The sequence below is a fragment of the Streptomyces sp. NPDC014870 genome (assembly GCF_043081505.1).
Lineage (GTDB): Bacteria > Actinomycetota > Actinomycetes > Streptomycetales > Streptomycetaceae > Streptomyces.
The window spans coordinates 420,772-437,560 of record NZ_JBIBWQ010000006.1 but is presented as its reverse complement, the minus strand read 5'-3'; the positions used below and the strand labels follow the sequence as shown (position 1 = coordinate 437,560).

Genomic DNA, 16,789 nt, shown 5'->3' with positions numbered 1-16,789 from the left:
CCGCCCCGGGCGGCCCCCGCCGTCAGCCGCCCTCGCCCGCCAAGAGCGTGCCCAGGGGCGTTCTGCGGTGTTCCACCGCCCGGCCCGCCCGAACCGTCGTGATCAGGCCCGCCCCGCGCAGCGCGGAGGCGTGGGCCGAGGCCGTGGCGTTGCTGATGCCCAGGCGGCGGGCCAGGGTCGTCGTCGTGTGGGCGTCGGCGAGGGCGCGGAGGAGTTCCAGGCGGGTGCGGCCGAGGACTGCTGCGAGGGACTCGTCCGTGCCGGGCGCCGCGTCCGGGGTGAGCGGCAGGCCGGGGCCCGCCGCGTACGTCACCACCACGGGCCGGTCCGGGAGGTTCTGGACCAGCGGCCCGCCCGTCCAGTGGAAGGTCGGCAGGAGGACGAGGCCGCGGCCGTCCAGCGCGATCTCCCGTGTGACCGCCGCCCGCGGCGCCGGCCATTCCCAGGTTCCCTCCCGCAGCCGCGTGCCCGGGACCTGAGCCTGCAGGGCCGTGGCCACACCGTGGGTGGCGACCGCGAGCGCGTAGCGCGTGAACTCCGCCCGGTGCAGGTCCTGCACCAGCGGCCACACCGGTGCCACGGTCGCCTCGAACGCCACCCCGTGCGCTCGGCGCAGTATCCGCCGGGCGCCCGCCCCGCCGGCGTGGAGCTCGCGGATCCACCCCGGGGCCGGGCGGCCCGCGTGGACCCGTTCCAGCTCCGACCGCACCAACTCCGGCCGGGCCGCCTCCACCAGATCGAGGCCCTCGGTGAGCGACTCGCCCAGAACGTCCAGGAACAGCGGGGGATCGCCTGCCGGGACGAGGTCCCCGAGCGGCGCCGCGGAGTCCGGCAGGGAGCGCAGCACCCGCCGCCGCCAGCGGCCGAAGAGCAGCTCGTCGCCGCCGCCGAACACCATCTGCAAGGTCGCGTACAGCTCCGGCAGCGGGGCCGGCCGCGCGGCGAACCGCACCCGGGCGAAGTCCTCCGCCGTGAAACGGATCCGGATCACCAACGCGTCATCACCGCACAAGCCTTTCGGTCAGGGCCTCAACCTTCGCCCGGGGCGACCGCCCGGCGCCAGCCTGTCCGTATGACATCGCCACGATTGAACCGATTGAACCGAGTGACCCAAGTGACCCACGTGACCCGGCGGACCTTCACCCGCGCGGGACTGCTCGCCGTCGCCTCTGCCGTCCTCCCCGCGGCCACCGCCCACGCTGCCGCCCCGCGCGACCTCGTCCTGCGGCTGCCCGCGCCCACCGGCCCGTACCCCGTAGGTGCCACCACGCTCCACCTCGTCGATCCGTCCCGCAACGACCCCTGGGCGCCCGAGATCGGGGTACGGGAGGTCATGGCCACCGTCCTCCACCCCGCCCGTACCGTCCGCGGGTACCCGCGCGCGCCGCAGCTGACCCCGGGCGGGGCCCCGGTCTTCGGCTTCCTCGCGCACGTCGTCCACGGGCTGCCGGCCGCCGGTGTCGACTGGGCCGCCACCCTCACCCACACCCACCCGGGCGCCCCCGTGGCGCCCGGCCGGCGGCCCGTGCTGCTCTACAGCCCCGGCGGTGGCGAGGCCCGCACCATGGGCACCTTCCTCGCCGAGGAGCTGGCCAGCCACGGCTGGGTCGTCGTGACCGTCGACCATCCCGGCGACGCCGGCCAGGTGGAGTTCCCGAGCGCGCGGCCGGGGCGCGGGAAGGTGCGGGAGACGGTCTTCGTCGGCCCGCCCGACGCCGCGCAGTTCCGCACCATGATCGAGACCAGGCTCGCCGACCTGCGGTTCGTCCTCGACCGGCTCGGAACCCTGGGAGGACCGCTCGGACGCGCCCTCGACCTCGGTCGGGTCGGGATCTACGGGCACTCCGCCGGTGGCACGGCGGCCGCGCAGGCGCTCCACGACGACCGGCGGATCGCCGCCGCCGTGAACCTGGAGGGCCACCTCGACCAGGTCGACGGCACGCTCTTCCCGGTGGCCAGGGACGGCGTCGACCGGCCGCTGCTCCTGCTCGGCACCGACGGCTTCCGTGACGCGCGGCTCGACCGCTCCTGGGGCATGCTGCTCGCCCACCCGGGCCTGCGGATCCGCAGGCGGCAGCTCGACGACGCGAACCACCAGGTCTTCAGCGACCACGCCGCCCTCGTGCCCCAGCTCCAGGCCGCCGGTCTCGTGACCGCGGCCGACCGCGTCCGGCTGGTCGGCGCCGTCGGGGCGGAGGCCGCCGTGCGCGCGGTGCGTCGCCAGGTGCGGGGGTTCTTCGGGGGTCGGCTGCCGGTCGGGACCGACCAGTAGATTGGGGGAGTGCTCACCAGTCTCTCGCGTCACCGCGCGCTCGCGCTCTGCGCCCTGCCCGTCGCCGCGCTCTTCGCCGTCGTCGGGCTCGCGCCGCTGCCGTTCGCCATCGCCTCGCCCGGAACCACCGCCGACGTGCTCGGCGCGGTCGACGGGCGGCCGGTGATCACGATCAGCGGCGCACCCGTCCAGGAGACCGAGGGCAAGCTCCTGATGACCACGATCGTGGCCACCGGGCCGAGCGTGGACAACGACTTCGCCGACATCGCGGACGCCTGGTTCCGGACCGACCAGGCCGTGCTGCCCCGCGACTCCGTCTACCCGCCGGGCAAGTCGGACGCCGAGGTGGAGAAGCACAACCTCGGTGAGATGAAGGAGTCGCAGGACGCCGCCACGGTGGCCGCCCTGAACTATCTGAAGCTCGACCCGAAGGACGTGAGGGTCACCCTCCACCTCGCCGACATCGGCGGGCCGAGCGCCGGGTTCATGTTCTCCCTGGGGATCGTCGACAAGCTCGACGGCCAGGCCGGCGGCCGGCTCACCGGCGGGCGGACCATCGCCGGTACGGGGACGATCGACCCTCAGGGCGGGGTCGGCGCCGTCGGCGGGGTCTCGCTGAAGACCCAGGCCGCTGCGCGCGACGGGGCGAGCGTCTTCCTCGTACCGAAGGCGGAGTGCTCCGACGCGCAGGCCGAGCTGCCGAAGGGGATGCGGCTCATCCCGGTCACCACGCTCAGCGAGGCGGTGGACTCGCTCCGGGCGCTGGAGCAGGGGCAGGACGCGAAGGTTCCGAGCTGCTGACCTCCTTCCCCTCCGCCTCCCGCGAGACGCGCTTCCCGGCCGGGGCCGGACGGGCGTCCATGCCGCGCCAGGACGGGAAGACCATCGGGGCGAGGGTGGCCAGGAAGTAGACCCCGCCGAAGGCGACCAGCGCCGTCGTGAGCCCGGCTCCCTCGACCAGCTGCCCCGCGACCAGGCCGCCGAGCGGGGTGGCCAGGAGCACGGCGGCCGTGTTCACCCCGGAGACCCGGCTGCGCAGCTCGTCCGGGACCGTCTCGTACGCCACCGTCGCCAGGATCGGGTTCAGTACCCCCGCCCCGAAGCCGCCCGCCGCGAGGACCACGAGCAGCGGCGCCGTGGTGTCGGTGAGCGCGGCCGCGACGTACGGCGGGGCGCCGCACAGCAGGAAGCCCGCCGCGAAGACGGCGCGCCGCGGGAAGCGGTGCCCCACCGCCCCGTAGAAGAGCGCGCCGAGCAGCGCGCAGCCGCCGAACACGGCGACCAGCAGGCCGAGCGCGGCCGGACCGCCGAGGTGCTCCCGGGTGTGGACCGGCAGGAGCACCGAACTCCAGCCCTGGTTCAGGCCGTTGGTGACCATCACCATGACGAGGATGCCGAGGATCAGCCGGGAGCGCAGGACGAAGGTGTACCCCTCCCGGAGGTCGGCGCGGTAGCCGGAGAGGGAGAACGGTGCCGGGTCGGACAGCGGCGCGGCTTCCGGCACGCCCCGCAGCCCGACGAGGACCAGCAGGGCGGAGAGCCCGAAGGTGACGGCGTCGAGGGTACAGGACGGAGTCGGCGCCGAGGACGGCGACCAGGAGGCCCGCGAGGGCGGCGCCGGTCATCCGGGCGCCCCTGGACACGGCGTCGTAGAGGCTCGCGGCGCGGGTGAGCGGCGTCCCCGCGCGGCGGGCGAGGGTGGGGACGAGGACGGAGCGGGCGGTCTCGCCGGGGGCGTGGAAGAGGCCGGTCACGGCCATCAGCGCGCACAGCATCCAGAACTGGAGCAGTCCCGCCCGGTGCAGGAGCGGGATCGCGGCGAGCGCGAGCGCGCAGACGAGGTCGGAGGCGACGCTGATCCGCCGGCGCCCGATCCGGTCGATGACCGGGCCGCCGACGATCGCGGAGACGACGACGGGGACGGCCGCGCAGAACGCGACCAGGCCCGCCTTGCCAGGGCTGCCCGTGGTGTCGAGCGCGAACCACGGGACGCCGATGAGGGTGAGTGAATTGCCGGTGATGGAGATGGCGTTGGCGACCAGGACGGTGGCCAGGGGCGCGCGGTCCGAGGCCGGGCGGGATGGTCGGACGCGTTCCCCCCGCCCGCTCACGCGGCGACGGTGGCTGCCGGGCGGACCGTGACCGGCCTGACGCCGGGGACGGCGAGGCGAAGCCCCAACTCCACCAGGGTCCAGCCGAGTCGGGTGCGCATCGGGGTGCCTGGGAGGGTGTGCTTGCCGGATTCGGTCGCGGTGTCGTGGAGTTCGGCGGCTCGGAGGTCGTGGAGCAGGAGGTGGACGTCTGCGTGCATGGCTTCGTGATCCCTTCCGGCTGGTGGTGCGCGGGTCGCTGGTGTCAGTTCTCGGACTGCGGGAAGGCGTGCAGATGCACGCGTACGCGACGGGCTTCCGGGTCATCGGCGGCGGGGGAGGTGCGGTAGCTCTCGATGAGTTCGTGGAGCTTGTCGTCGAGTTCGCGCAGTGCGGCGGGCGGGAGGCGCAGAGTGAAGTCGCTCATGTCGGAGGCGCCGAGCCACTTCTCGTCCCACTCGTGGCGGGTGCCGAGATAGGTGTTCAGCTCCTGGGTGTGGATCGTCGCGATCTCGTGCAGGTAGACCGCCACCGCGCCCTGCACCTCGGGGTCCCGGTTCCGGTACAGCGACTCGTCGAACGTCGTGCCCTGCTGGGCGGACTTCCACCAGCGCTCCCGGCCCTTGCCCCGCGTCGGGTCGTCCTCGACGAAGCCGTGGGCGGCGAGCTGGCGCAGGTGGTAGCTGGTCGCTCCGCTGGACTCGCCCAGCCGCTCGGCCAGTTGGGAGGCGGTGGCGGAGCCGTGGGCGCGCAGGCTGCGCAGCAGCTGGATGCGCAGCGGGTGGGCGAGCCCTCGCAGGGAGCGGGGATCGAGCGAACGGACGTCGAGCTTCTCGGGCCGCGGTGCGGGCTCTGGTGTGGGCTGCTGCTGGTCGGGCTGCTTCTTGGGCTCGGGCTCGGGCATGGCATGAGCATAGGCATGCAAAGAAGTGGTTGCAAGGATTTTTTGCAACCACTTCTTTGCAACTCCGCGGGGCGAGCCGAACGGCCTACTCCGCCCCGTCCTCCGCCGCCTGCTCCACCAGCGGGATGATCCGCAGCGGCACCGGGTTCTCCATGACGATCGCCGTCGACGCCCGCACGATCCCCTCGAAGCCGACCACCCGGTCGATCACCCGCTGGAGGTCCGCGTTGGAGCGGGCGACCAGTCGGCAGAGCATGTCGCCGTGGCCGGTCGTCGTGTGCAGTTCGAGCACCTCGGGCACGGTCGCCAGGTGCCCCCGTACGTCCGCACCCTGCCCCTGCTTGATCTCCAGGGTCGCGAACGCCGTCACCGGGTACCCCAGCGCCGCCGGGTCCACCTGGGGGCCGAAACCGCGGATCACCCCGTTCGCCTGGAGGCGGTCCATCCGCGCCTGCACGGTGCCGCGCGCCACCCCGAGCCGGCGTGAGGCCTCCAGGACCCCGATCCTCGGTTCGCGTGCGAGGAGCACGATCAGCCGGCCGTCCAGATGATCGATCGCCACGGCGACCTCCTCATGGTCATCCTGTACAACTCTTCCGTTCATACTGGCCCTACGCTGTGCATATTGCCCAGCCCTCCGACGAACTATTGCGCAGCTTGCCGATCGGCGGGACTCTGCCCCCATGACTGAGACCATCGATCACACGCCCTCCACCGCGCGGCAGGCCGACCCCTTCCCCGTGAAGGGAATGGACGCGGTCGTCTTCGCCGTCGGCAACGCCAAGCAGGCCGCGCACTACTACTCCACCGCCTTCGGCATGAAGCTCGTCGCCTACTCCGGACCGGAGAACGGCAGCCGCGAGACCGCGAGTTACGTCCTGACGAACGGCGCCGCCCGTTTCGTGTTCACCTCCGTCATCAAGGTCTCCACCGACTGGGGCCGCTTCCTCGCCGAGCACGTCGCCGAGCACGGCGACGGCGTCGTCGACCTGGCGATCGAGGTGCCCGACGCCCGCGCCGCGTACGCCTACGCCGTCGAGCACGGCGCCACCGGCATCACCGAGCCGCACGAGGTCAAGGACGAGCACGGCACCGTCGTCCTCGCGGCCATCGCCACGTACGGCAAGACCCGCCACACCCTCGTCGAGCGCTCCGGCTACGACGGCCCCTACCTGCCGGGCTTCGTCGCCGCCGCCCCGATCGTCGAGCCGCCGGCCAAGCGCACCTTCCAGGCCATCGACCACTGCGTCGGCAACGTCGAGCTCGGCAAGATGAACGACTGGGTCGGGTTCTACAACAAGGTCATGGGCTTCACGAACATGAAGGAGTTCGTGGGCGACGACATCGCGACCGAGTACTCGGCCCTGATGTCCAAGGTCGTGGCCGACGGCACCCTCAAGGTGAAGTTCCCGATCAACGAGCCGGCGATCGCGAAGAAGAAGTCGCAGATCGACGAGTACCTGGAGTTCTACGGCGGCGCGGGCGTCCAGCACATCGCCCTGGCCACCAACGACATCGTCGCGACCGTGCGCTCCATGCGCGCCGCGGGCGTCCAGTTCCTCGACACCCCGGACTCGTACTACGACACCCTCGGCGAGTGGGCGGGCGAGACCCGCGTGCCCGTGGAGACCCTGCGCGAGCTGAAGATCCTCGTCGACCGCGACGAGGACGGCTACCTGCTGCAGATCTTCACCAAGCCGGTCCAGGACCGCCCGACCGTCTTCTTCGAGATGATCGAGCGCCACGGCTCCATGGGCTTCGGCAAGGGCAACTTCAAGGCCCTCTTCGAGGCGATCGAGCGCGAGCAGGAGAAGCGCGGCAACCTGTAGTCCCGCGAGGGCCGGCGGGCCGGGGACACCCCGCACCCCGCCGGCCTCGCTCCCACACCCCGGGCCACGGCCCGGGACCGTACGGCGCCGGCACGCCGCGGCGCCCGCGGGGGTGGCGCCGCCGCGTCGCCGGCGCCCCGGACCCGGCCGTGCGCGCCCGGCCCCGCGACCGTGCGCCCCGGTCCTACCCGGGCGACCGTTGCGTCGTCGGTGCCGTGCGGGGCGCGGGTGTCTGCCCGCTCGCCGCCCCGGCGGGAGCGGTGTTCCCCGCGTCCGACGTACCTGACGGCTGCGACGCGCTCGACGTGCCCGAGGCCTCCGACGCGCTCGACGTGCCCGACGGCTTCCCCGGCTTCGCCGGACGGGGCGCCCCTCGTTCCGGCTCCGGCTCCGGCTCCGGCTGAAGTTCCTTGGGCAGGACGTCCGGCGGGTCACCGAGCGCCGTCACCGCCTCGCGGGCCTTCGGGGCGAGCAGCGGCGAGAAGGCCGGGTTGATGCGGAGCGCCTCCGCCAGATGGCGCCGGGCCGGGCCGAACGCCTCCACCGCGCGCTCGATCTCGCCCCGGTGGTACGAGAACAGCGCGCTGCGCAGCCCCTCGTCCGTCGCCCTCTTCGCGTAGTCCAGCGCCTCCTTCGGCTCCCCGGCCCGGAACAGCGCCCACCCCAGCGCATCCGCCACCTGCACCGACCGGTGCCCGCGCGCCCACTCCTCCTTCAGCCGCCGCACCGCCGCCGCCGGGTCGCCGTGGTCCGCCTCGAAGAGGCCGAGGACGGCCTCCGCGCCCACCCACGCCCGCGTCCGCAGCAGCTCGTACTGGCTCCGCGCGTCCCCGTCCATGCCCAGCGACTCGTAGAGCTCGCCCGCCTCCAGGACGTACTCCGGGCGCGGCAGCCGGGCCAGGGCCGCCCGGTAGTCGGCCAGCGCCTCGTCCGTGCGGCCGAGCGCCGCGAGTGCGCGGGCCCGCCCGGCCAGGGAAGGGCCGTGCTCCGGTACGAGCCGCAGTGCCCTCCCGTACTCCTCCACGGCCTCCGCGGGCTCACCCCGCTCCCACGCCAGATCCCCGAGCCGCGCCAACGCCGCGGCCTTGTCGGTGCCCGACTCGGCCTGCGCGACCGCGTCGTTCGCCGCCGCGGCGGCGTCCTCGCGCCAGCCCCGGTTGCGGTACATCTGGGCCGTCCGCGCGCTCACGGCCGCGCCCGAGTGCAGCTCCTCCAGGGCCGTGAGCGCCTGCTGCGCGGCCTTGTAGTCGCCGAGCCCGTTGTACGCGTCGATCAGCACCGGGTACGCCGACCAGCGCTTCGGGTCCTCCTTGCGGACAGCCTCGCCCCAGGTCCTGGCCGTCCGCCAGTCGCCCCGCGCGTTCGCCAGGGCACCGAGCCCCAGCTGCGCGTCGAGGTTGCCGCGCGCGGCGGGCCGTACCTCCAGCGAGCGCTTCAGGGCGCGCTCGGCGCGCGGGAAGTCGGCGGAGTCGGCGCGCCGCGCGCCCCGCTCCGTGTACGCCGTCCCAAGGACGGCCCATGACGCCTCGTCCGCGGGATGGTCCTGCAGCCACTTCTCCCGGTCGCCGATCAGCGCGGCCAGGTCGGGCAGCGAGGCCTGCGCCCCCGCGTTCGCCGCGAGCACCGCGCGGTCGGCGGGGCCGGGCGGGCGCTGCGGACCGCCGCCGAACAGGCCGGGCGCCAGATCGGGGGCGTAGAGCAGCGCCGTCGCCGCGAGCACCGCGCCCACCCCGGCGGCCAGGACCGACCGGGACACGTTCTCCGTCTTCATGCCGCTCACTGTGCGCCGTCGCCGTGCCTGTACGAAGAGCACACAAGGTCCACGGCGGCGGGTTCACACCGATGGCCCCGAGTGCCAGGCTGGACGCATGGACGATCTTCTGACGCGGCTCCACGCGGACCTGCGTGCGGGCCTGCCCGCCGAGGCGCTGATCACCGACCCGGACGTCACCGCCTCCTACGCGAACGACATGGCGAGCTTCTGCGCGGCGGGCGACCCCGCCGTCGTGGTGCTCCCACGCACCGTCGAGCAGGTCCAGCACGTGATGCGCACGGCGACCGCGCTGCGCGTCCCGGTCGTCCCGCAGGGCGCGCGCACCGGCCTGTCCGGCGCCGCGAACGCCTCCGACGGCTGCATCGTGCTCTCCCTGGTCAAGATGGACCGGATCCTGGAGATCAACCCGGTCGACCGGATCGCCGTCGTCGAACCGGGCGTCGTCAACGCCGTCCTGTCCCGGGCCGTCGACGAACACGGCCTGTACTATCCGCCGGACCCGTCCAGTTGGGAGATGTGCACGATCGGCGGCAACATCGGCACCGCGTCCGGCGGGCTGTGCTGTGTGAAGTACGGGGTGACGGCGGAGTACGTCCTCGGTCTCGACGTGGTCCTCGCCGACGGGCGGCTGCTCTCCACCGGCCGGCGCACCGCCAAGGGCGTCGCCGGATATGACCTGACCCGGCTCTTCGTCGGTTCCGAGGGCAGCCTCGGCATCGTTGTCGGGGCGACCCTCGCGCTCCGTCCGCGACCGCCGCGCCAGCTCGCGCTCGCCGCCGAGTTCCCCTCTTCGGCGGCCGCCTGCGAGGCCGTCTGCGCGATCATGGAGCGCGGCCATACGCCGTCGCTGCTGGAACTGATGGACGGCACCACCATCCGTGCCGTCAACAAGCTGGCGAACATGGGGCTGCCCGACACCACCGAGGCGCTGCTCCTGTGCGCCTTCGACACCCCGGACCCCGCTGCCGATCTGGCCGCCGTCGGGGAGCTGTGTGCGGCGGCCGGAGCCACCCAGGTCGTACCGGCGGAGGACGTCGCCGAGTCCGAACTGCTCCTCCAGGCCCGCCGTCTTTCGCTCACCGCCCTTGAGACGGTCAAGTCCGCGACGATGATCGACGACGTGTGCGTACCGCGCACGAATCTGGCTGCGATGCTCGACGGCACGGCCGCCATCGCCGCCAAGTACGACCTGACCATCGGCGTCTGCGCGCACGCGGGCGACGGCAACACCCACCCCGTCGTCTGCTTCGACCACGCCGACGAGGACGAGTCGCGGCGGGCGCGGGAGTCCTTCGACGAGATCATGGCGCTCGGCCTGGAGCTGGGCGGCACGATCACCGGCGAGCACGGTGTGGGGGTGCTGAAGAAGGAGTGGCTGGCACGGGAGTTGGGGCCGGTCGGGGTGGAGCTGCAGCGGGGCATCAAGCAGACCTTCGACCCGCTCGGAATCCTGAACCCCGGAAAGCTCTTCTGACCGTCTCGCGTCTCCTGACCCTCTCGCCTCTTCCGACTCTTTCGCCTCTTCCGACCCTCTCTCCTCTTCCGACCCTCTCGCCTCCCCGCTCACGCCTCGCCGTCCTGGGACTCGTCCGACGGCCACGGGTCCCTCAGCCAGAGGTCGTCGGCGACCGAGGTCGTGGCGAGCAGGTCGGCCAGTCCTTCGTCGATGCCGAGCTGCTCGGACTCGGTGCCCGGCGGGACGGCGCGCAGGGTCCGCTCCAGCCAGGCGGACACCTGCGCCGAGGGCGCCTCCAGGAGCGCGTCGCCGTCGGGGGAGGAGAGCGCCATCAGGACGACGTTGCGGCCGTCGACCTTCGTGGGCCAGATCCGGACGTCCCCGTGCCCGCAGGGCCGGAAGACGCCCTCCACGAGCAGCTCGCGGGCGAAGGTCCAGTTGACCGGGTACTCCGAGCCGATGTGGAAGGTGATGTGGACGGCGTACGGGTCGTCCGTGCGGTAGACGAGACGGGCCGGGACGGGGATGGAGCGCTCGGGGGAGAGCACCAGCTTCAGCTCCAGCTCGCGCTCGACGACGGTGTTCTCGGTGTTCTGCATGGCGGCACGTCCTCTCGGGTGTGGGGCCCCGGGTGGGCCTTCACAGGGAGAGAGCGGGGTGGATGCGGGTCATTACGCGACTTCGGGAAAGTTTTTCGCGGAGATTTTCCGGGGGCGCGAAGGGAGCCGCGAGACGAGCCCGCGAGACGGGCGGATCGACGGCCTGAACGTGACGGTGAGTCGCGGGTTCTGTGGGTATGTCGCTCGAAGGCGGGTTTCTCGCCTCCTCCGTCTTCTTGCGGCGCCGTTCTTCGTTACTGTCCTCCTTGGGCCCGCGGGCCCCTGAGTCGTAGAAGCGTCGTCACGGAACGGAGTCGGGGCAGTGGCTACTCCTCCTGGAGCCGGCGGGGAGGTCCCGCACGCCGGGTACTACCCGGACCCCTCCATTCCCGGATACATCCGGTACTGGAACGGGGGCGCCTGGGTACCCGGGACGAGCCGGCCCGCTCCCAAGGACGGCGAACTCGCGCCGTCCGCCCCGGTCGCGGCCACCCCGCCGGCGCCCGCGCCGGTCCCGAGCCCGTCACCCGCGCCCGTGGTGCCCGCGGTGGAGGAGACAGGACCTCACTTCTTCGACGAGGAGCCCGTCGCGTCCACCGTCGAGCCCGAGCCGGCCTCCGCGTGGCAGGCTGACGCCTCCCGGCAGACCGGCTTCGGCGGCGACCGCGACCAGAAGGTCTCCTGGGGCGCGCCCGAGCCGTCGACGCCGGCCGCCGCGTCCCCTGCGGGGTCCGGCCCTGCGTCCGGCCCCTCCGCAGGCCCTTCGGCCGGTCACGTGTCCGGCGCGCGGGACCCCCGTGTGTCGGCGAACCCCGGGCCGCAGGCCCGGCTCGGCGGGATGCCGGTGACCCCGGCGGCGCAGTCCGCCGACCCGACGGGCGGCGCGCTCCCCGGCGTACGTCGGCCAAACGCGCCGGTCTCCGACGGCACGATGACCATCCGCGCGCAGGGCGCCGCGTCGGCCGCGCAGGCCGCCCCGCCCGCGCAGGGCCCCCAGGCCGCTCCCAGCTCCCCGGGCGCGCAGGCCCCGCTCTCGCACATCCCGGCACCCGCACCGGCACCCGCACCGGCACCCGCCCCGGCGCCCGCAACGGCCCCGGCGCCCGCCCCGGCCACCCCCGCGACCCCTGCCGCTTCCGCCACTCCGGCCGCTCCCGCTCCCGCCCCCGTGGTCACCGGGGCAGGCGGTGGGGCCGCTTCCTGGCCGCAGCAGGTGCAGCAGCTCGCCCAGTCGGCGCCCACCCCCGCCCCGGCCGCCTCCGGTGCAGGCGAGCCGCCCGTCGTGCCCTGGAAGCCGCCCGTCGAGGACCCGTTCCTGCAGGCGGCCCGGGCCCAGGCGGCCGCGCGGCCCGCCGGGCTCGGCAAGCGGCTGGTCGCCCGGTTCGTCGACACCCTCGTGCTCGGCGCGCTCGCGGGCGCGGCGGCGTTCCCCTTCGTCACGACCGCGCTCGACCACATCGACGCCAAGATCGAGGCGGCGAAGCAGTCCGGTGTCACCGTCCAGGTCTGGCTCCTGGACGGCACCACCTCCCTCAACTTCGGGATCGCGCTCGCCGCCCTCCTCGTCCTCGGCGTCCTGTACGAAGTGCTGCCCACCGCCAAGTGGGGCCGTACGCTCGGCAAGAAGCTCTGCGGTCTCCAGGTGCGGGACATCGAGGCGCACGAGCCGCCGACCTTCGGTGCGGCCCTGCGCCGCTGGCTCGTCTACAGCGTCCTCGGGCTGCTGGTGCTCGGGGTCCTGAACGTCCTCTGGTGCCTCTTCGACCGTCCGTGGCGGCAGTGCTGGCACGACAAGGCGGCCCACACCTTCGTGGCAGGCTGACAAGGAGTCAGCCAGGAGGGGCCGCCGTCCCTCGAACGGGCTGCGATTCCTTGCGGGCACCGCCCGCCCGGGATGCACTGCCCACATGAGCAACGATCAGCCGACGCCCGGCGAGCGGCCCGAGGACGACCCGTTCCTCAAGAGGCCGCAGGAGCCGCAGCAGCCCACGCCGCCGCCGTCGGCGGGGTCCCCGTACGGGAGCGAGCCCCCTCCGCCCGAGGGGCCGCCCCCGGGTGGCCCGCCCCCCGGCGGCCCGCCGCCCGGGCCCCCGCCCGGGTCGCCGTACGACAACGCTCCGCCGCCGCCCCCGCCGTACGGCTCCCAGCCCTACGGCGGCGGTGGCGGCTACGGCGGTGCGGATCCGCTCGCCGGAATGCCCCCGCTCGCCGACTCCGGCAAGCGGATCTTCGCGAGGATCATCGACTGGCTGCTGGTCACCATTCCGCTCGCCATCATCGGCATCCCGTTCGACGTGTACGACCGGGCGACCGACAACACCGACGACTTCGGCGACGCGATCAGCGCGACCAGCACGGGCAGCGGACTCGTCTTCCAGCTCATCTCGATCGTGGCGTACGTCGCCTACGACACCGTGATGACGGCCAAGAAGGGCCAGACGTTCGGCAAGAAGTGGCTGAAGCTGCGGGTCGCGATGCTCAACGACGGCTCCACGCCGCCGACGAACGCCTCGCTGATCCGGGCCATCGTGCTGTGGGTGCCGGCCCTGGTCTGCTGCGCCTGCCTGTGGCCGCTGCTCCTGCTCATCCTGATCCTGGTCGACAAGCCCTACAAGCAGGGCCTGCACGACAAGGCGGCGAAGACCGTGGTGGTGTCCGTGCCGCAGTAGGGGAGGAGCGCGCCGGCGACGGCGCTACGAGCTGGAACCGATCCGGGTATCGGCCCCCGCACCCACGCGGACGGCCGGTACCCGGATCTCGTCCGTCCTGGGGGGCGCGGCCGGCACCGGCGACGCGGGGGTCCCGCGGTGCTTCGTGGCCGGCAGCGTGATCGCGACGAGTACGCCGAGCAGCAGCCCGGCGGTGCTGATCGCGACGATGCCGAGCGCGGTCGTGGTGCTGGACAGCAACAGCAGGGCGACGGTCGAGAAGACGACGGTGGCCGAACCGTAGGCGAGCTGTGCGGCGTTCGGACGCGGCATGACGGGTACCGTCCCTCGATCCATCGGCTGGTCGGCGGCAGTCGCTCCCCCTGGCTGGGGCCGGGGGGACCCCCACCCGAGCGACTCTACGTCGTTGGATGCCCGGGCGAAACAGGTAGTAAGCGTGACCTAACCCACGGTGCGGGTGCACGGGGGGCGCATGGAGTCACCGATTCCCCGAATGACCCCTTCTGGTGCGCCCGATGACCGTCCGGATAACGGAAACCGACTTCTGCATAGTGCAGTTGGCCTGTTCAAGTCAAGGACTGTCTTTTCGCGAGCAACTCCGGTCGAATGTCGTCACTTGTGACGCGCGTACCCGCCTGCGGACACCCCACCTCAGGTCCGCGGTCGCGGGCGCCGGAGGGGACAAACATCAAGTGACCAGCAGACGACGGGCGATCAGAGCGTCCGCAGTCGTCGTGGCGCTCGCGGCCACCGCCGCCACCGCCTCGACCTTCACCACCTCGTGGGCCGACGACAAGGGGCCGGGCGCACCCGCCTCCATCGAGCGTCACGACCCGGCGCAGGGCGCCGGCGTGGACAAGACCGCGGTCGACCACGACCTCGAAGGTCCGTACAGCAAGCAGCAGGAGCAGCAGCGCAAGGCCGCGCTCGAGCAGGTCCTGAGCGGCGAGACCAAGGTCGAGCGCCGCGGGGGCTCCCAGGTCGTCAAGCTCGACAGCAAGAAGTACGTCGAGCTGGGCCGGGAGAAGACCGACAAGATCTTCACGATCCTCGTCGAGTTCGGCGACAAGGTCGACAGCACCACGCTGGTCGACCGCGCGGACGACGACACCACCGAGCCCAAGCCGAAGTTCGGCGGCACGCCCGGCCCGCTGCACAACCAGATAGCCGAGCCGGACCGTGCGAAGGACAACTCCACGGCCTGGCAGAAGGACTACAACCAGCAGCACTTCCAGGACCTGTACTTCGGCACCGGCAAGGACAAGAAGACCGGCCAGCCGAAGCAGTCCCTGAAGACCTACTACGAGAAGACCTCCTCGGGCCGCTACTCGGTCGAGGGCGGGGTCTCGGACTGGGTCAAGGTCGAGTACAACGAGGCCCGTTACGGCTCGAACTACTGCGGCAACAGCAACTGCGCCAACGTCTGGGACGCCGTCCGCGACGGTGTCGCCGCGTGGACCGCCGACCAGAAGGCCAAGGGCCGTACCGACGCCCAGATCAAGGCCGACATGGCCCAGTACGACCAGTGGGACCGGTACGACTTCGACGGCGACGGCAACTTCAACGAGGCCGACGGCTACATCGACCACTTCCAGATCGTCCACGCGGGCGAGGACGAGTCGGCGGGCGGCGGCGTCCAGGGCGGCGACGCCCTGTGGGCCCACCGCTGGTACGCGTACGGCACCGACGCCGGCAAGACCGGCCCGGCGAACAACAAGTCCGGCGGCACGCAGATCGGCTCGACCGGCATCTGGGTCGGCGACTACACGATGCAGCCGGAGAACGGCGGCCTCGGCGTCTTCGCCCACGAGTACGGCCACGACCTCGGTCTGCCGGACCTGTACGACACCTCCGGCAAGCCCGGCGCCGAGAACTCGACCGGCTTCTGGTCCCTGATGTCCTCCGGCTCCTGGCTCGGCCGGGGCAAGGAGTCCATCGGCGACCTGCCCGGCGACATGACCGCCTGGGACAAGCTGCAGCTCGGCTGGCTCAACTACACGAAGGTGAGCAACGAGCAGCGCGGTACGAAGTCCACCCACAAGCTGGGCGTGGCCGAGTACAACACCAAGAACCCGCAGGCGCTCGTCGTCGAGCTGCCGAAGAAGCAGGTCACCACCGAGGTCGTCGCGCCCGCCGAGGGTGCCACGCAGTGGTGGAGCGGGATGGGTGACGACCTCAAGAACACCCTGACCCGCTCGGTCGACCTGACCGGCAAGTCGAAGGCCACCCTTGAGCTCAAGGGCTGGTACGACATCGAGCTGGACTACGACTACCTCTACACCGAGGTGTCGACGGACGGCGGCGCCAACTGGACCGCCCTGGACGGCACGGTGGACGGCAAGCCGCTGCCGCGCGACGCGAGCGGCGCCCCGGCGCTGACCGACGTCTCCGGCGCGTACAAGCCGCTCGTCTTCCCGCTGGACGCCTACGCCGGCAAGAAGTTCGACCTCCGCTTCCGCTACCAGACGGACGGCGGCGCGGGCGGCAAGGGCTTCGCGGCCGACGCCATCACGCTGACCGCCGACGGCGCCCCGGTCTTCACGGACACCGTCGAGGGCGGCGACAACGGCTGGACGGCCAAGGGCTTCTCGCGCATCGGCAAGGGCTTCACGAAGGAGTACGAGCAGTACTACCTCGCGGAGAACCGCCAGTACGTGTCGTACGACGCGACCCTCAAGGTCGGCCCGTACAACTTCGGTTTCACGGGTGACAAGGCCAGCTGGGTCGAGCACTACCCGTACCAGAACGGTCTGCTGATCTGGCTGTGGGACACCTCGCAGAAGGACAACAACACGGCCGTCCACCCGGGCCAGGGCCTCGTCCTTCCGGTCGACGCGCACCCGACGCCGCTGAAGTGGTCGAACGGCACCCTGATGCGCAACCGCATCCAGTCGCACGACGCGCCCTTCGGCACCTACCGCACCGACGGCTTCACGCTGCACAGCGCGGACGCCCCGGCGTGGATCAAGCCGCAGGCGGGCAACCCGGTCTTCGACGACCGGAAGGGTACGTACTGGTACCAGGAGACCGAGCGGGCCGGTGTCAAGGTAACTGACACCAACACCAAGATCGCGGTCGTCAAGGAGCCGAAGAACGGCGAGACGATCACCGTCCAGGTGGGTCCGTCCACGAAGTAATCAGTAAAACCGCAGGTCAAAGCATGATCGGCCGTCGCCCTCTAGCGGGCGGCGGCCGA

At 72.4% G+C, this 16,789-nt stretch carries 14 protein-coding genes and 1 pseudogene; 7 read left to right on the top strand and 8 right to left on the bottom strand.

Annotated features, from left to right (window positions below; translation table 11 throughout):
• Positions 1–22: 22 nt before the first annotated feature.
• The gene (locus ACF09C_RS20050; protein WP_392092886.1) at positions 23–991 is read right to left on the bottom strand and encodes an ArsR/SmtB family transcription factor; all 969 of its coding nucleotides are present in this window, start codon (positions 989–991) and stop codon (positions 23–25) included.
• Positions 992–1,114: 123 nt separating this feature from the next.
• Here ACF09C_RS20050 and ACF09C_RS20045 point away from each other — a divergent pair, with 123 nt between their 5' ends.
• Together ACF09C_RS20045 and ACF09C_RS20040 are read left to right on the top strand one after the other, a co-directional pair.
• Positions 1,115–2,272 carry an alpha/beta hydrolase family protein gene (locus ACF09C_RS20045; protein WP_392092884.1) on the top strand — a complete coding sequence of 386 codons (1,158 nt, stop codon included), beginning with the start codon at positions 1,115–1,117 and terminating at the stop codon, positions 2,270–2,272.
• Between the two features lie 9 nt (positions 2,273–2,281).
• A complete protein-coding gene (locus ACF09C_RS20040) occupies positions 2,282–3,073 on the top strand; it encodes a S16 family serine protease (protein WP_392092882.1) in 792 nt (263 codons plus the stop codon).
• Here the strand turns inward: ACF09C_RS20040 and ACF09C_RS20035 are convergent.
• The 4 genes and pseudogenes from ACF09C_RS20035 to ACF09C_RS20020 form a co-directional block, all read right to left on the bottom strand.
• Positions 3,006–4,383: pseudogene (locus ACF09C_RS20035) on the bottom strand (MFS transporter). The gene ACF09C_RS20040 and the pseudogene ACF09C_RS20035 sit on opposite strands and share 68 nt — an antisense overlap.
• On the bottom strand, positions 4,380–4,583 hold the full coding sequence (locus ACF09C_RS20030; protein ID WP_392092881.1) for a hypothetical protein: 204 nt from the start codon (positions 4,581–4,583) through the stop codon (positions 4,380–4,382). Before ACF09C_RS20030 ends, ACF09C_RS20035 begins: the two are co-directional and overlap by 4 nt.
• Before the next feature lie 44 nt (positions 4,584–4,627).
• Entirely contained in the window at positions 4,628–5,266 is a 639-nt protein-coding gene (locus tag ACF09C_RS20025; protein WP_392092879.1) for an ArsR/SmtB family transcription factor, read from the bottom strand.
• Positions 5,267–5,351: 85 nt separating this feature from the next.
• Complete coding sequence (locus ACF09C_RS20020) at positions 5,352–5,828, bottom strand: Lrp/AsnC family transcriptional regulator (RefSeq protein ID WP_362011812.1); 477 nt, start codon at positions 5,826–5,828, stop codon at positions 5,352–5,354.
• A 121-nt stretch (positions 5,829–5,949) separates the two neighbouring features.
• On the opposite strand from ACF09C_RS20020, the gene hppD reads away from it, so the two are divergent.
• Positions 5,950–7,095 carry a 4-hydroxyphenylpyruvate dioxygenase gene (gene hppD, locus ACF09C_RS20015; protein ID WP_362425017.1) on the top strand — a complete coding sequence of 382 codons (1,146 nt, stop codon included), beginning with the start codon at positions 5,950–5,952 and terminating at the stop codon, positions 7,093–7,095.
• 184 nt (positions 7,096–7,279) lie between these two features.
• On the opposite strand, the gene ACF09C_RS20010 is transcribed toward hppD, so the two are convergent.
• The gene (locus ACF09C_RS20010; protein ID WP_392092876.1) at positions 7,280–8,866 is read right to left on the bottom strand and encodes a tetratricopeptide repeat protein; all 1,587 of its coding nucleotides are present in this window, start codon (positions 8,864–8,866) and stop codon (positions 7,280–7,282) included.
• Positions 8,867–8,963: 97 nt separating this feature from the next.
• Here ACF09C_RS20010 and ACF09C_RS20005 point away from each other — a divergent pair, with 97 nt between their 5' ends.
• Positions 8,964–10,343: an FAD-binding oxidoreductase gene (locus ACF09C_RS20005; RefSeq protein WP_392092874.1), complete on the top strand. Its 1,380-nt coding sequence runs from the start codon at positions 8,964–8,966 to the stop codon at positions 10,341–10,343.
• 89 nt (positions 10,344–10,432) lie between these two features.
• Here the strand turns inward: ACF09C_RS20005 and ACF09C_RS20000 are convergent, their stop codons facing one another.
• Complete coding sequence (locus tag ACF09C_RS20000; protein ID WP_392092873.1) at positions 10,433–10,924, bottom strand: SsgA family sporulation/cell division regulator; 492 nt, start codon at positions 10,922–10,924, stop codon at positions 10,433–10,435.
• A 322-nt stretch (positions 10,925–11,246) separates the two neighbouring features.
• Here ACF09C_RS20000 and ACF09C_RS19995 point away from each other — a divergent pair, with 322 nt between their 5' ends.
• Together ACF09C_RS19995 and ACF09C_RS19990 are read left to right on the top strand one after the other, a co-directional pair.
• Positions 11,247–12,746 carry an RDD family protein gene (locus ACF09C_RS19995; RefSeq protein WP_392092872.1) on the top strand — a complete coding sequence of 500 codons (1,500 nt, stop codon included), beginning with the start codon at positions 11,247–11,249 and terminating at the stop codon, positions 12,744–12,746.
• An 85-nt stretch (positions 12,747–12,831) separates the two neighbouring features.
• Positions 12,832–13,593 (top strand): RDD family protein, encoded by a 762-nt coding sequence (locus ACF09C_RS19990; protein WP_392092871.1) that lies wholly within the window; start codon positions 12,832–12,834, stop codon positions 13,591–13,593.
• A gap of 24 nt (positions 13,594–13,617) precedes the next feature.
• On the opposite strand, the gene ACF09C_RS19985 is transcribed toward ACF09C_RS19990, so the two are convergent.
• Positions 13,618–13,905: a hypothetical protein gene (locus ACF09C_RS19985; protein WP_392092870.1), complete on the bottom strand. Its 288-nt coding sequence runs from the start codon at positions 13,903–13,905 to the stop codon at positions 13,618–13,620.
• A gap of 380 nt (positions 13,906–14,285) precedes the next feature.
• Between ACF09C_RS19985 and ACF09C_RS19980 the strand changes: the two genes are divergently transcribed.
• Positions 14,286–16,730, top strand: coding sequence for an immune inhibitor A domain-containing protein (locus ACF09C_RS19980; protein ID WP_392092868.1), 2,445 nt, complete (start codon positions 14,286–14,288; stop codon positions 16,728–16,730).
• The last annotated feature ends 59 nt before the right edge of the window (positions 16,731–16,789 follow it).

Bases quoted from the DNA above. Each gene is read 5' to 3' on its own strand.
- hppD (WP_362425017.1), top strand. From the start codon at position 5,950: ATGACTGAGACCATCGATCACACGCCCTCCACCGCGCGGCAGGCCGAC.
- ACF09C_RS19985 (WP_392092870.1), bottom strand. From the start codon at position 13,905: ATGCCGCGTCCGAACGCCGCACAGCTCGCCTACGGTTCGGCCACCGTC.
- ACF09C_RS20030 (WP_392092881.1), bottom strand. From the start codon at position 4,583: ATGCACGCAGACGTCCACCTCCTGCTCCACGACCTCCGAGCCGCCGAA.
- ACF09C_RS19990 (WP_392092871.1), top strand. From the start codon at position 12,832: ATGAGCAACGATCAGCCGACGCCCGGCGAGCGGCCCGAGGACGACCCG.
- ACF09C_RS20000 (WP_392092873.1), bottom strand. From the start codon at position 10,924: ATGCAGAACACCGAGAACACCGTCGTCGAGCGCGAGCTGGAGCTGAAG.
- ACF09C_RS20010 (WP_392092876.1), bottom strand. From the start codon at position 8,866: ATGAAGACGGAGAACGTGTCCCGGTCGGTCCTGGCCGCCGGGGTGGGC.
- ACF09C_RS20025 (WP_392092879.1), bottom strand. From the start codon at position 5,266: ATGCCCGAGCCCGAGCCCAAGAAGCAGCCCGACCAGCAGCAGCCCACA.
- ACF09C_RS20005 (WP_392092874.1), top strand. From the start codon at position 8,964: ATGGACGATCTTCTGACGCGGCTCCACGCGGACCTGCGTGCGGGCCTG.